14 protein-coding genes are annotated in these 13582 nt (G+C 62.1%); 7 read left to right on the forward strand and 7 right to left on the reverse strand.

Annotated elements, in window-relative coordinates:
- The 4 genes from ACVHNU_RS14300 to ACVHNU_RS14315 all read left to right on the forward strand — a co-directional run bounded on the left by ACVHNU_RS14300 (position 1) and on the right by ACVHNU_RS14315 (position 3217).
- Positions 1-1185: a GNAT family N-acetyltransferase gene (locus ACVHNU_RS14300; protein WP_473017583.1), complete on the forward strand. Its 1185-nt coding sequence runs from the start codon at positions 1-3 to the stop codon at positions 1183-1185.
- Positions 1157-1957 (forward strand): ChbG/HpnK family deacetylase, encoded by an 801-nt coding sequence (locus ACVHNU_RS14305; RefSeq protein ID WP_473017584.1) that lies wholly within the window; start codon positions 1157-1159, stop codon positions 1955-1957. The genes ACVHNU_RS14300 and ACVHNU_RS14305 overlap by 29 nt, the downstream gene beginning before the upstream one ends.
- Before the next feature lie 104 nt (positions 1958-2061).
- A complete protein-coding gene (locus ACVHNU_RS14310; RefSeq protein WP_473017585.1) occupies positions 2062-2754 on the forward strand; it encodes a GNAT family N-acetyltransferase in 693 nt (230 codons plus the stop codon).
- A gap of 262 nt (positions 2755-3016) precedes the next feature.
- Positions 3017-3217: a helix-turn-helix domain-containing protein gene (locus ACVHNU_RS14315; RefSeq protein WP_103520021.1), complete on the forward strand. Its 201-nt coding sequence runs from the start codon at positions 3017-3019 to the stop codon at positions 3215-3217.
- 116 nt (positions 3218-3333) lie between these two features.
- Here ACVHNU_RS14315 and ACVHNU_RS14320 read toward each other — a convergent pair whose 3' ends face one another.
- Both ACVHNU_RS14320 and ACVHNU_RS14325 read right to left on the reverse strand, forming a co-directional pair.
- Positions 3334-4140: a class I SAM-dependent methyltransferase gene (locus ACVHNU_RS14320; protein ID WP_473017586.1), complete on the reverse strand. Its 807-nt coding sequence runs from the start codon at positions 4138-4140 to the stop codon at positions 3334-3336.
- Positions 4141-4341: 201 nt separating this feature from the next.
- Positions 4342-5229, reverse strand: a complete 888-nt coding sequence (locus ACVHNU_RS14325) for a LysR family transcriptional regulator (protein WP_473017587.1) — start codon at positions 5227-5229, stop codon at positions 4342-4344.
- 129 nt (positions 5230-5358) lie between these two features.
- Here ACVHNU_RS14325 and ACVHNU_RS14330 point away from each other — a divergent pair, with 129 nt between their 5' ends.
- A complete protein-coding gene (locus tag ACVHNU_RS14330) occupies positions 5359-6375 on the forward strand; it encodes an alpha/beta hydrolase (protein WP_473017588.1) in 1017 nt (338 codons plus the stop codon).
- A gap of 177 nt (positions 6376-6552) precedes the next feature.
- Positions 6553-7980 (forward strand): mechanosensitive ion channel domain-containing protein, encoded by a 1428-nt coding sequence (locus ACVHNU_RS14335; RefSeq protein WP_473017590.1) that lies wholly within the window; start codon positions 6553-6555, stop codon positions 7978-7980.
- Positions 7981-8179: 199 nt separating this feature from the next.
- Here ACVHNU_RS14335 and ycaC read toward each other — a convergent pair whose 3' ends face one another.
- The 5 genes from ycaC to ACVHNU_RS14360 form a co-directional block, all read right to left on the reverse strand.
- Positions 8180-8803, reverse strand: a complete 624-nt coding sequence (gene ycaC, locus ACVHNU_RS14340; RefSeq protein ID WP_103520016.1) for an isochorismate family cysteine hydrolase YcaC — start codon at positions 8801-8803, stop codon at positions 8180-8182.
- A 66-nt stretch (positions 8804-8869) separates the two neighbouring features.
- The gene (locus ACVHNU_RS14345) at positions 8870-10708 is read right to left on the reverse strand and encodes an amidohydrolase (protein WP_103520015.1); all 1839 of its coding nucleotides are present in this window, start codon (positions 10706-10708) and stop codon (positions 8870-8872) included.
- A 30-nt stretch (positions 10709-10738) separates the two neighbouring features.
- Positions 10739-11365 (reverse strand): antibiotic biosynthesis monooxygenase, encoded by a 627-nt coding sequence (locus tag ACVHNU_RS14350; protein ID WP_003226324.1) that lies wholly within the window; start codon positions 11363-11365, stop codon positions 10739-10741.
- Complete coding sequence (locus ACVHNU_RS14355; protein ID WP_473017591.1) at positions 11358-11774, reverse strand: DoxX family protein; 417 nt, start codon at positions 11772-11774, stop codon at positions 11358-11360. Before ACVHNU_RS14355 ends, ACVHNU_RS14350 begins: the two co-directional genes overlap by 8 nt.
- A gap of 214 nt (positions 11775-11988) precedes the next feature.
- Complete coding sequence (locus tag ACVHNU_RS14360) at positions 11989-12912, reverse strand: LysR family transcriptional regulator (RefSeq protein ID WP_045122544.1); 924 nt, start codon at positions 12910-12912, stop codon at positions 11989-11991.
- A 181-nt stretch (positions 12913-13093) separates the two neighbouring features.
- Between ACVHNU_RS14360 and ACVHNU_RS14365 the strand changes: the two genes are divergently transcribed.
- Positions 13094-13525 carry a helix-turn-helix domain-containing protein gene (locus ACVHNU_RS14365; RefSeq protein ID WP_473017592.1) on the forward strand — a complete coding sequence of 144 codons (432 nt, stop codon included), beginning with the start codon at positions 13094-13096 and terminating at the stop codon, positions 13523-13525.
- Positions 13526-13582: the final 57 nt, after the last annotated feature.

Raw genomic sequence — 13582 nt, forward strand, 5'->3', positions numbered from 1 at the left:
ATGCCGGCACGATTCGAATGGCGCACTTCGCTGTGCGCCGCCGACTTCCCGGCAGCAGCCTATGAAGCGCTGCGCCTGCAAGTGACGGACCACACGCCGTTCAACCACCTGGGCTGGTTGTGCGCGGCCGAGCAGGCACTCGACGAGAGTGAGCGCCTGCACATCCTGCTCGGTTGGGAAGCGGAAGAATTGCGTCTGTGCCTGCCGCTGGTGGCGGGCCGCGAGCGTTTTGCCGGAGTGCCGTTCCGCGTGCTGCACCACTTGGGCCATCCGCTGGCGGACCGGCTGGCGCTGTTGTCATTGCTCAAGGGCGAGGACATGCGCGAAGCCTTGCGCCTGATCCACCGACAGCTGCCGCACGCGCTGCTGCAACTTAACGAATTGTCCGAGCCTGCGGGTGAAGAAAGCGTGCTCACCGAATGGATGGCCCACAGTTCTACAGGCGAACGCCGTCTCAGTTGCCGGGTGCCGGTGCATCTGATCAGCGACGCCGATCATCAGGAAGTCTCCGGTGACCCGCGCTACAAGCTGCGGCGGGCGCGCAAACGGATTGCCGCGTGTGGCGCCCAGGTGCGGCGCATCACTCCCGACGCGCTGAGCATGGGTCCGCTGTTGCAGGCGATCAGCGAAGTCGAAGCGGTGAGCTGGAAAGGCGACGAAGGCGTGGGGATTTTCGCCAGCGAACGCAGTCGGCAATGGATCGAACGCGCCTTCACCGCCCTCGCCGGCCAGGGACTGGTGCGGGTGGTGACGCTGGAACTCAACGGACGTTGCATCAGCTATCGCCTCGGGCTGCTCGAACAGGACCGACTCTACGATTACAACCTCGCGTTCCTGCCGCAATACGCCGATCTGGGCAGCGGCCGGGTGCTGCTGGAGGAGTGGATTCGCTGGGGGCTGGACGATCACTGGCGCTGGATCGATGCCTCGCGGGTCAGTCTGGAAAACTCCAGCCACCAACTGCACGAACGCATGACCGGACAACTGGAACACTGGCGCTGGAGTTTCTATTCCTGGCGCCCCAGCGGGATGTTGCTGGGGCTGGGGTTGCGGCTCTGGCATCGATTGAAACCGACGGTGCAGCAATGGCGAGCGCGGCGTGCAGCCAAACCGGCATCGCCCACCCCACCTGTCGTCATCACCACGGAGGGCGATCATGCCTCGCCAAGTCATAGTCAACGCTGACGATTTCGGGTTGAGCCCGAACGAAAACGCGACGATCTTCGCGGCGTTTCAGGCCGGGGTCATCAGTTCGGCCACGGCCATGGCCAACATGCCGGCCTTCGAACCAGCCTGCGCAATGGCCCGGCATCCGTCGCTACAAGGTCGGGTCGGGTTGCACTTCAACCTGACTTACGGCCGGCCGTTAAGCACTTCGATCCTGCGCAGTCGTACCTTCTGCGATGGCTACGGCGTGTTCGATCTGAGCCTGCCGCGCCACAGTCTGTGGCTGAGTCGCGAAGATCGCGATGCGGTGCGTGAGGAGTTGCACGCGCAGTGGCAGAGCTGTGTCGAACATGGCGTGCGGCCGAGCCACATCGACTCGCATCAGCACGTGCACAACATCTGGCCGATCGGCGAAATCGTCGCCCGGTTTGCCGCCCGGCAAGGCGTGCCGATTCGCCTGGCACGCAACCTGGGGCAGAACCTCAGTCTGCCGAAACGCGTGTTCAAAGGTTTGCTCAACTGGCGCTTGCAGACTCTGGCCGGGGCCACGGCGGACTACGTGTGTACCCCGGTGGATCTGCGCAACGACCCCGCGCCGACCGACGGCGTGCTGGAAATCGTTGCCCACCCGAATCAGCTCGGGAGCGATTTCGGTGATGCCTATCTCAACCCCGGAGAATCCCTGAGCCGCGTGCTAGAGCAGCGGCTGCCGGGCGTTCCACGGGTTTCCTATGCCGATCTGAACAAGGACTTTCTGCGCGGTGCCGCGGCACTCGATCGACCTACATAACTTGCAATACTTGCGAAGATGGCGCTTCGAAACGGCATTGCAGGTGTGATCTATACCCACAAAAGCAACATCCACTACACCGGGCCTCGGCCACGGAGGGCAACATGAGTGTTATCGAAAAACTGCGCGAACGCATTCGTCAAAAAGGCCTCGGCCGCGTCTTCGCCACCCTCTGGAAACGATACGTGTTCTTCCACTGGGAGCTGCTGTGGATGGAGCGCGATCTGGTCTCCCCGGTACCGCCACACAAGCTGCGCCCGTACGAAGGCTTGCGCAAAGTCGATATCACGCCGCACAACACCGGGGCCTTCGCCAAACACTTCGGCGACCGCGTCGAGACCATGGCCGAACTCGCCGCCGAGGGTCATACCGGACACATGTACCTCGACGGCGACGGTCACGCGGTGGCGTTCATCTGGGGCAGTATTCGCGACTACCACGACCGCCACTATTACGGCTGCTGGTTCCCGGTCAAACCCGGTGAGTTCTTCGAATTCGGCGGCGAAATGGCCCGGCCGTATTTCGGCACCAGCCTGTCGGTAGACGTACAAGTCGCCCTCTGGGAAGCCATGGCCGCCCAGGGCTGCCACACCGTCGTGGACACCTGCGAAACCCGCAACATCCCGGCGATGAAGCTGCACCTGCGCATGGGCTACCACGAACAGGGGCGCATCACCCACGTCTACGGCCTGTTCGGCCGCTGGCGCTTCTACCGCGAAACCCGCTATCAAGGCTCACGCCTGGAGCCACTGCGCAAACCGGAACGGCCGGTAGTGAGTGCGCCGGCGCAGGCTTGATTCAATCGTAAAAGCGATGGTGGCCATTCGGCCGCCATCGCGAGCAGGCTCACTCCTACAGAGGCTTTGTGTACGACACCATTCAACTGTAGGAGTGAGCCTGCTCGCGATGAGGCGGGAAGTCGTTCGTTATGTTCTTTGCGTAATACACGACTTTGCCCACAACCAAAAAAGAATCGCCCTCCTGCCCTAAAGTCTATGCCTGACTGTTGCCAATGGCGTGATCAAGTAAATTGGTGCAAAAACAGAAGGGAGCAGAAAGTTGAGCCACAAACTCACCAGCCTAGAGATGCCGTCATTACTCGTAGATGTCGCGGCAATTCGTGAATATCTGAAGCAAGTGCTAAGCGATTACGACGATGAAGAGTTGCTTCGAGCCATCGGCTATGTGGCACAGGCTTGCTCGAACATTCGAAGGGATCAAACGGCCAGAGTTGGTTCTGATTCTTTCAGCCAGACTTGAAACCTTATCGACGCCTTCGCGAGCAAGCCCGCTCCCACAATGGATTTGTGTACGACGCAGATCCAATGTGGGAGCGGGCTTGCTCGCGAAAAGGCCGGTGGGATCGATGGAAAGCTTCAGGCCTTGCTGGCGACCAGGGTGAAGCACAGCGGCATCTGCGCTGGCTGATTCAGGTACTGGTCATACACTTCTTCCCGATTCGAATGCGGGTATTCCTTGAAGTGCGCGATGTTCAGCCCGGCCGCGATGGCGCCGCTGAAGATGGCGCCGAGGGTGTGCACGAACCAGTAGGACTTGGCGGCCTGCTGCTCGACCTTGCCCACGTAGACGATCGGCTCTTCCTGCACGAATGGTTCGGCGCGGAAGTAGGAGCTGGCGAGGCGGTACGGGTCTTCGGCGTCGGGATCGACCATTTCCAGAAACGGATGGGTTTCGTAGATCACCAGTTTGCCGCCCGGTTTGAGAGTCAGCGCGACATGGCGGAAGAACTCGCCGATGTCGGGCATCCAGTTCAGCACGCCGATGGTGATCAGCGCCACGTCGAAGCGGCTGTGCAGCGCGGCCGGCAGGTGATGGATATCGCTTTCGATGAATTCGGCGTTGTGTGGCGAGCGCTGATTCAGCTCGCGGGCCTGTTCGAGAAACGCTTCCGATTGATCGACGCCGACCACACTGCGCGCGCCGAGGGCAAACAGCGACAGGCTTTCGCGGCCGTTGTTGCAACCGAGTTGAATCACCTCTTTACCGTCGACGCCGACCTGCTCCAGCAAGCCGCGCAAGGTATCGTCGAGGCAAGAGAAATCAGCCTGGGACACGTCGTTCAACAGCGCTTGCCATTCGGCCGATTCACGGTGGTGGCGAGCGGAATCGTTCCACGCCTGTCGATTGCTGGCGATGGCGGTTTTATTGTTGGGCACTTCCATGGCGCACTCCGGGCGATGCTCGTGATTGAGCGGTGCCGAGTCTAGAACAGCTCGGCAATTCGGGTTGTTGCGAACTTGTAAGCCAACCCACAGTGCCATTGTGGGAGCGGGCTTGCTCGCGAAGGCGGTGTATCCGTCAACATGGATATCGACTGACACGACCTCTTCGCGAGCAAGCCCGCTCCCACACTTTTGGCGTGGTCACATTTGGTTGAGACGTTCACGCAGGAATTCGACCAGCGCCTGCACCGGGCGCGAAGCCTGGCGATGTTGCGGATACACCGCCGACAAGGTCAGCGGTTCAGTGCGGTAATCGTCGAGGACCGGCACCAGTCGCCCATCCTTCAGCGCCGCGCCAACGATGAACGTCGGCAGATAGGTAATCCCCATCCCCTGCACCGCCGCATCGCGCAGCAACTCGCCGTTGTTCACGCGCATGCGGCCGGTGACGTTGACCAGCAGCGGCTTGCCCTGACCCGCATTGAAGCGCCACTGCACCGAACGACCGTGGCCGTACGGCAGACAGTCGTGGCCGTGCAGGTCTTCGGGGTTGAGCGGTGTGCCGCGTTCGGCCAGATACGCCGGGCTGGCGCAGTACACCCGTTCGATGGCGGCGATGCGCCGCGCAATCAGCGTCGAGTCTTCCAGCACACCGATGCGCAGCGCCAGGTCGTAGCCTTCGCCGAGCAGGTCCACCGGGCGATCGCTCAAATCCACCTCCACGGTGACCTCGCGATAGCGCTGCAGGAACAGCGGCAGCAGGCATCCCAGATGCGCCACGGCAAACGACAGCGGTGCACTGACGCGAATCGTACCGCGCGGCTCGGCGGTCTGCCCGGCGATGCCCTGCTCGACCTGTTCCACTTCGCCCAGCAGGCGCAGCGCCGATTCGTAGTAGCTCTGGCCCAGTGGCGTGACGTCGAGACGCCGGGTGGAACGGTTCAACAAGCGCACACCGAGGCGCTCTTCGAGCTGCATCAAACGGCGGCTGACGAACTGCTTGGACAGGCCCAACTGATCGGCCGCGGCAGTGAAGCTGCCGGAGTCCATGACCTGGCAAAAAATACGCATGTCTTCGAACGGGTTCATTGTCACTCTCTGGTAGACAGTCAAACGCTTTATAGCCGCTTTTTCACTTTTCGACAGCTCATTAATCTGTGTTCACGGTTTGAGAACAGCCCGACACAACACCAAAAACTTTCGAAAAAGGAATTGAGCATGAACATCAAAAAGACCCTGACCGCATCCCTTCTCGCCCTCTCCATCGGCAATGCTTTCGCCGCTGGCAGCCCGGGTGTCGAACACACCACCCAGGCCTTCCTCGAAGCCCTCGCCGCCGGCGGTGGCAAACCGCTGGAACAGCTGAGCCCGAAAGATGCCCGTGCGGTGCTGAGCGGTGCTCAGGCGTCGGTGAAAGTCGACCTGTCCGGGGTTGAAGTCAGCGACAAGGCGATCACCGTCGATGGCCAGACGATCCACCTCAAAGTGGTGCGTCCAGCCAAGGTCAAAGGCGAGTTGCCGGTGTTCATGTTCTTCCACGGCGGCGGTTGGGTGTTGGGCGATTACCCGACGCACCAGCGCTTGATTCGCGATTTGGTGGTCGGTTCTGGAGCGGTCGCGGTGTACGTCGATTACACGCCGTCGCCGGAAGCGCAGTACCCGACAGCGATCAACCAGGCCTACGCGGCGACCCAATGGGTGGCTGAGCATGGCAAGGACATTGGCGTCGACGGCAAGCGTCTGGCGGTGGCTGGCAACAGCGTTGGCGGCAACATGGCGGCGGTCGTGGCGCTGATGGCCAAAGAAAAGCAGAGCCCGGCCCTGCGCTTCCAGTTGCTGATGTGGCCGGTGACCAATGCGCAATTCGACGACGCGTCGTACCAGCAATTTGCCGAGGGCCATTTCCTCACTAAAGGCATGATGCAGTGGTTTTGGGACAACTACACCACCAACCCGGCCGAGCGTGCGCAGATCCACGCCTCGCCGCTGAACGCCAGCAGCGACCAGCTCAAGGGCCTGCCCGCCGCGCTGGTGCAGACCGCCGAATTCGACGTGTTGCGGGATGAAGGCGAAGGCTACGCGCGGCATCTGGATGCGGCCGGAGTGGCGGTGACCTCGGTGCGCTACAACGGGATGATTCATGACTTTGGCTTGCTCAATCCGCTGAGTCAGATTCCGGAAGTGAAAGCGGCCGTGCGGCAGGCGGCGGCGGAGTTGAAGACGCATCTGAACTGAGGCCCCCTCCCTCGCCACACCTGACGGTGCGGCGAGTTTTTTGCCTGACCACATTCCGTGGCGAGGGAGCTTGCTCCCGCTGGGCTGCGCAGCGGCCCCAAAATTGTGTGAGCGCTGCGCACTCAAGCGGGAGCAAGCTCCCTCGCCACAACAGCGCTCATCATCGTGGAGCACATCATGTCCATCCTCCTCACCCACCCACTGTCCTGGAGCGCCGCCCTGCTGCTCCTCGACGCGTTGCTCTGGCACCTCGCCCCGTTCCAGCATCGCGCACCGAGAGTCGGCATTCGCCTGGCGCTGTTTCTGGCGTTCAGCGCACTGATCATCAACGCCGAGATCAGCCCGTTGCAGGCGCCGCTGTTCGCCGATGACCGGGTGATGCAACTGGGCGCGACGGCGCTGGGGATTGTCTGGTGGCTGTACGCCGCGCGCGTATTGACCGAAGTGATCGGTCTGGCGCTGATGCGGCGCATCGGGCACAGCGGTCGGCTGTTGCAGGACGTGATCGGCGCGCTGGTGTTTCTGGCAGCGATCGTCGCGGCCGCCGGTTACGTGCTGGAGCTGCCGGTCAAAGGTTTGCTGGCGACCTCCGGGGTGGTGGCGATCGTCGTCGGTCTGGCGCTGCAAAGCACCTTGAGCGACGTGTTCTCGGGGATCGTGCTCAACACCACCAAACCGTATCAGGTCGACGATTTCGTGGTGATCGACGGCGTCGAGGGCAAGGTGCTCGACATCGACTGGCGCGCCACGCATCTGCTGACCAGCACCGGCACCCTGGCGGTAGTGCCGAACTCGGTGGCAGCCAAGGCGAAGATCGTCAATCTCAGTCGTCCGAGCAACCTGCACGGCGTCTCGATCAGCCTCAAGGTGCCGAATCACATTCGCCCACGACGGGTACTCGACGCCCTCGACCGCACCCTGCAGGGCAGCAGCAGCCTGCTGCTCAATCCGCCGCCCAAAGCCGTGTTGAAAGAGGCCGGCGAGGAAATGTCGGAGTACGTCGCCAGCGGTTTCATCAGTGAACTGAGCAACAAAGGCGAAGTGCGCAATCAATTGTTCGACCTCGCCCACCGGCATCTCGAAGCCGCAGGTATTTCCCGGCATCCGGATGGCGTGATCGAACCCTCGACCCGCGCCCGCGCGTTGCTCGATGAAGTGAAAGTCTTTCGCTCGCTGAGCCATGAAGAACGTGATCGCCTCGCCGAATCGATGGTCGCGCAGCAATACGCGGCCGGTCAGGTGGTGCTGGATCTGGATGAAGTCCCCGACAGTCTGTTTGTCATCGCCACCGGCGTGGTCAGTGCGACCGTGCCCGATGGCAACGGCCAGACCGAGGCCGGGCGCATGGGGCCGAGCGAGGTCATGGGCGAACAGAGCATCCTCGCCGATACGCCGTCGCAAGCCACGTTCACCGCGCTGACCTCGAGCATCATCTACCGCCTCGACAAAACCCTGGCGCGTCAATGCATGGCGCAGCGCAGCGAAGTCGGCCAGGCGCTGAACAAATTGCAGGCCGTGCGACAGCAGAGCAGTCGGCTGGCGTTGATGGCCAAACCGGTGGCGGTGCGCAAGGGTGGTTTTTTGGGTTGGCTGCAAAAGCGCTAGCCCCATCAGACAGTTGAACACCAAACCTTGTGGCGAGGGAGCTTGCTCCCGCTTGAGTGCGCAGCGCTCACAAGATTTCGGGGACTACTGCGCAGCCCAGCGGGAGCAAGCTCCCTCGCCACAGGAGGTGGTGGATTGCACCTCTTTTTACTGCACATGAAAATGCCCGCAATCAAGCGGGCACTTTCAGTTCAAGCAATTACTTGGCCGTGAACTTGGTGTAGCTGTTGATCAGGTTGCGGTAGTTCGGCAGGCGCTCGGACAGCAGATGCGCCAGGCCTTCCATGTCGTTACGCCAATCGCCTTGCAGCTCGCACGCCACTGAAAACCAGTTCAACAGTTGCGCACCGGCAGCGGACATCCGCGCCCACGCCGCCTGCTGCACAGTGGTGTTGAAAGTGCCGGACGAGTCGGTGACCACGAACACTTCATAACCTTCGGCGATGGCTGACAAGGTCGGGAACGCCACGCAGACGTCGGTCACCACACCGGCGATGATCAGTTGCTTGCGGCCGGTAGCCTTGATCGCTTTGACGAAGTCTTCGTTGTCCCAGGCATTGATCTGGCCTGGACGCTGAATGAACGGCGCGTCCGGGAACTGCTCACGCAGCTCAGGCACGATCGGGCCGTTCGGACCGGCGTCAAAACTGGTGGTGAGGATGGTCGGCAGTTTGAAGAACTTGGCGATGTCGCCCAGTGCCAGCACGTTGTTCTTGAACTCGTTGGGGGTGAAGTCCTGCACCAGCGAGATCAGACCGGTCTGGTGATCGACCAGCAGCACGACCGCATCATCTTTGTTCAGACGCTTGTAGGGAACGCTCATGGGAAACTCCTTGGGTGGATGTTGCAAGAAGCGCCGTGCCGGTTGGCCGGCGCTTTTTTGTAGGGATCAGAAAGCGAAACAGGAACAGCCGAACGCGCCCCAGAAACCGGCGAAGTCGCTGACCGGTGCGTTCGACAGTCGGGCTTTTTCATGGCTGTGCGAGTGCACCGCGCAGGCACCGACACACTGGTGCACTTGCGCCTGCAACGGCGAGTTCGGCCGCCAGTGGCCCGGCACTTTGACCACCGGTGACCAGTCCGGCAGCACGGGGATCGAGCGGGGGCCGAGGTCTTCGAAATCGCCGGCGGCGTAAACGATCTTGCCGCCGACCACGGTCAGCACCGACTCGATCCACTTGATTGCTTCTTCCTCGACATGGAAAAAGTCCGCGCTCAGCGCCGCCAGATCCGCCAGTTGCCCGACCTTGATCTGGCCCTTGTTGCCCTGCTCGGAGGAGAACCAGGCGCTGCCGTGAGTGAACAGTTCCAGCGCGGTAGTGCGTGGCAGACCTTCTTCGTACAAGGCCAGACCGCCGACGGTGCGGCCGCTGACCATCCAGTACAGCGAGGTCCACGGGTTGTAGCTGGACACCCGCGTGGCATCGGTGCCGGCGCCTACTGGCACGCCTTCGGCAAGCATGCGTTTGATCGGCGGCGTGGCTTCGGCGGCTTTCGCGCCGTAGCGGTCGACGAAGTATTCGCCCTGGAACGCCATGCGATCCTGAATCGCGATGCCGCCGCCCAGCGCCCTCACCCGCTCGATGTTCTGCGGGGTGATGGTTTCGGCGTGGTCGAAGAACCACGGCAGACCATTGAATGGAATGTCGCGATTGACCTTCTCGAACACGTCGAGCATGCGGCTGATCGATTCGTTGTAAGTGGCGTGCAAGCGGAACGGCCAGCGCTGCTCGACCAGATGGCGCACCACTGGTTCCAGCTCCTGTTCCATGGTCTGCGGCAGGTCCGGGCGCGGTTCGAGGAAGTCTTCGAAGTCGGCGGCGGAGAACACCAGCATCTCGCCGGCGCCGTTGTGCCGCAGGTAATCGTCGCCCTGGTGCAACTTGACGCTGCCGGTCCAGTTCTGGAAATCGCTGAGCTCTTCTTTCGGTTTCTGGGTGAACAGGTTGTAGGCGATGCGCACGGTCAACTGGTCATCCTTGGCCAGTTGTTCGATCACCTGATAGTCATCGGGATAGTTCTGGAAACCACCGCCGGCATCGATCGCACTGGTCAGGCCGAGGCGATTGAGTTCGCGCATGAACTGCCGGGTCGAGTTGACCTGATATTCCAGCGGCAGCTTCGGCCCCTTGGCCAGCGTCGAGTACAGAATCATCGCGTTGGGTTTTGCCACCAGCATGCCGGTCGGGTTGCCGTTGGCATCGCGGACGATCTCGCCGCCCGGCGGGTTCGGCGTGTCGCGGGTGTAACCGGCGACGCGCAGCGCGGCGCGGTTGAGCAGCGCGCGGTCGTACAGGTGCAGAACGAACACCGGGGTGTCCGGTGCCGCCTGGTTGAGTTCTTCGAGGGTCGGCATGCGTTTTTCGGCGAACTGGAATTCGTTCCAGCCACCCACCACGCGTACCCATTGCGGGGTCGGCGTGCGGTCGGCCTGCTCCTTGAGCATGCGCAGCGCATCGGCCAGCGACGGCACGCCTTCCCAACGCAGTTCGAGGTTGTAGTTCAGGCCGCCACGGATCAGGTGCAGGTGCGAGTCGTTGAGGCCGGGGATCACGCAGCGCCCGTGCAGGTCGATCACTTGCGTGGCCGAACCACGCAGGGCCATGGCTTGGGTGTCGTTACCGACGACGACAAAGCGTCCGTCCTTGATCGCCACCGCACTGGCCAGCGGTTTGCTGCGGTCTACGGTATGAAATTGGCCATTGAACAGAATCAGATCGGCGTTCATCGCAGTTCCTTTCGAGTAGATGAATGGGTGTCAGCGTGACGGCTGTTTCGCGGGCTCGACGTGAGCATGGGCCTGACCGGCTTCCAGCCACGGCGCGAACAACCGGGTCACGCGGGGCATGAACACGTACACCACCGACAGGACGATGGTCAGGGTGATCAGGAACGTGGCGACCACGTAGTTGGAAAGCAGCGGATGCAGCTTGAGCAGCGGCCCCCAGATCAGCGGCACCAGCAGCGTGTGCGGCAGAATCACCAGCAGGGTGATCACTGCTTGTTTCCAGCGCGGCGGCGGCTTGGCGGCATCGGCCAGTGGTGCGAACCAGAATTCGTTGACCGGCGCGACTTCGGTCTGGTCGCCATCGGCGAGCATCGGCGCCGCTTCATCCACCAGCGCCTGACGCTGCGGCGACTCCAGCCACAGCTGCATGGCCTCGGTGGAGCAAAAGCGCAGCACGCAGGTGTACGTGTCGAGGCCTTTGAGCTTGCCGCGCACGACATCGACCCCGAGGTGGCCGTCGCGCTGCCCGGCGACCCTGACGATGTTGCGCAACCACGCCTCGTAAGGCTGTTCAAACCCGGCCTTGACCCGATGCTTGACGATCAGGGTCACGGTTTCACCGACCCCCGGTGCTTTTGGACTCAGGGCTTCAGGCATAACGCAGCACTCCGGGCAGACGGACATTGAGCGCCAGGCGTCCCGGCCCGGCGATAAACACAGTGGCGAACAGGATCAACAGCAACCAGCCGAATTGCCCCTCGGCCACACTCCATTGCGGATGCACGACCAGCAGCGCCACCAGCAGAACAAAAAGAATAGGCAAGCAAGCCAATCGCGCCAGCACCCCGGCGACGATCAGTAGCGGGCAGAGCACTTCGGCGAAAATCGCCAGGCTGAGGGTCAGGTGCGCCCCTAGATGAAACAGGTCTTCGATCTGCTGCAATTGCGCATTGAAATTCAACAGCTTGGGCAAGCCGTGGACCCACAGCAGAAACAATCCGCCGCTGACCCGCAGAAACAGCAAACCGGCGTCGCGCGCCCGTTCATCCCTTTGCAAAGCGTTCATGACCCCACCCTTTATTTCTTATCGGGGTGAATCATGCTCGGTGCGGGCGGTGGGAAATTGAATGGATGTGCTCTCTTTCAGGCGAGTCGAATTCCTGTGCGAGCGAGCCTGGTGCGGGCGGCGATCCGACAGTGGCGTCCGGTCAGCCAGCATCATTGTTGAATGACACACCGCTTTCGCGAGCAAGCCCGCTCCCACAGGGAAATTTGGCGCGTCAGGAATGCGGGATATCCAGCGGCGCTGCCATGAACTGGCTGATTCGCGAGCGCAGCCAGCGCTCGGCCGGGTCGTTGTCGTGCACCCCGCTCCAGGCCATCGACAGTTGCGCGGCGTCGATCGGGAACGGTGGATCTTCAGCGCGCAGGTTGCAGCCTTCGACCAGCGCACACGCGGCGTAGTCCGGCACGGTGGCAATCATTTCGGTGCCGGCGAGCAACGCGCGCAAACCGCTGAACTGCGGCACACCGAGCACTACCCGCCGACGCCGGCCGAGCTTGGCCAGATCCAGGTCGATATTGCCGCTCAGGTCGCCGGAGAACGACACCATCGCGTGCGGGCGCTCGCAGTATTCGTCCAGTGTCAGCGGCCCGGGACGGTCATCGCCGCGCAGCACTTTGCAGGGAATATCGCGCAGCTTCTTGCGCTTGGCATTAGCCGGCAGATCGGTGGTGTAACTGACCCCGACCGAGATTTCCCCGGACGCCAGCAGCGCCGGCATCAACAGATAGTTGGCACGACGCACCACCACGACAATCCCGGGTGCCTCTTGCTGGAGCTGTCGCAGCAGCGGCGGAAACAGACCGAATTCGGCGTCATCCGACAGGCCGATGCGGAACACGTCGCAACTGCTCGCCGGGTCGAACTCCTTGGCCCGGCTGACCGCGCCCGAGATCACATCCATCGCCGGTTGCAGCTCCTGCAGAATCGCCAGTGCGCGGGCGGTTGGCTCCATGCTGCGGCCGTTGCGCAGCAGCAACGGATCATCGAACAGGTCGCGCAAACGTCCCAGCGCCGCGCTCACTGCCGGCTGGCCCATGAACAGTTTTTCGGCGACGCGGGTCAGGTTCTTTTCGAACATCAGCGCTTCGAAAATCACCAGCAGGTTCATGTCGACGCGACGCAGATCGTTACGGTTCATGGGCGGCAATTCCTTCTATGACCAGTCGCAAGTGCTGAGCACTTTACCCGATCAACGGCGGTTTGCATCCGGGTCAGGCCTGCGAATTAACAACGATTAACTCGTCAGCCTGGCTCTCCCGTCTTAACAATGCAGGCCTCTGCGCAGCGTTGTTTTTGCCCCCACGACACGGACTTTGGCCATGGCTCAATTACAGCAATCAGTCGCCCTCGCCCCTGCCAGCGAAACCCGCAAGCCGCTCATCGGCGGCCTCAGCCCGCAACGGGAGCGACAGGTCAAACAACTGATCCTCGAACGCCTCGGAGAAAGCCTGGAAGTGGCCGAGCTGGCACGCGCCTGCTCGCTGTCGCGCAGCCATTTCTCCCGGGCGTTCAAGGCCAGCACCGGCCTCGCGCCTCAGGACTGGATCCGCGAACAGCGCATCGCCCGCGCCAAGCTGCTGATCCGCCACACGGGCCTGAGCCTGACGCAGATCAGCCTGGAATGCGGCTTCTGCGATCAGGCACATTTCTGTCACATGTTTACTCGCAGCGAAGGGATCAATCCGTTCGCCTGGCGCTGTCAGGTCATGCGTGAAAACCAGGACACCCGGACCCGGCCCATGACCTTTTGAGCGTTACGCAGGAGCCCGGCGTTGCACTGATGGCCAAACCTGAGGAATATGCTGCGA

This window comes from Pseudomonas sp. Ors-4-3C (genome assembly GCF_055755035.1).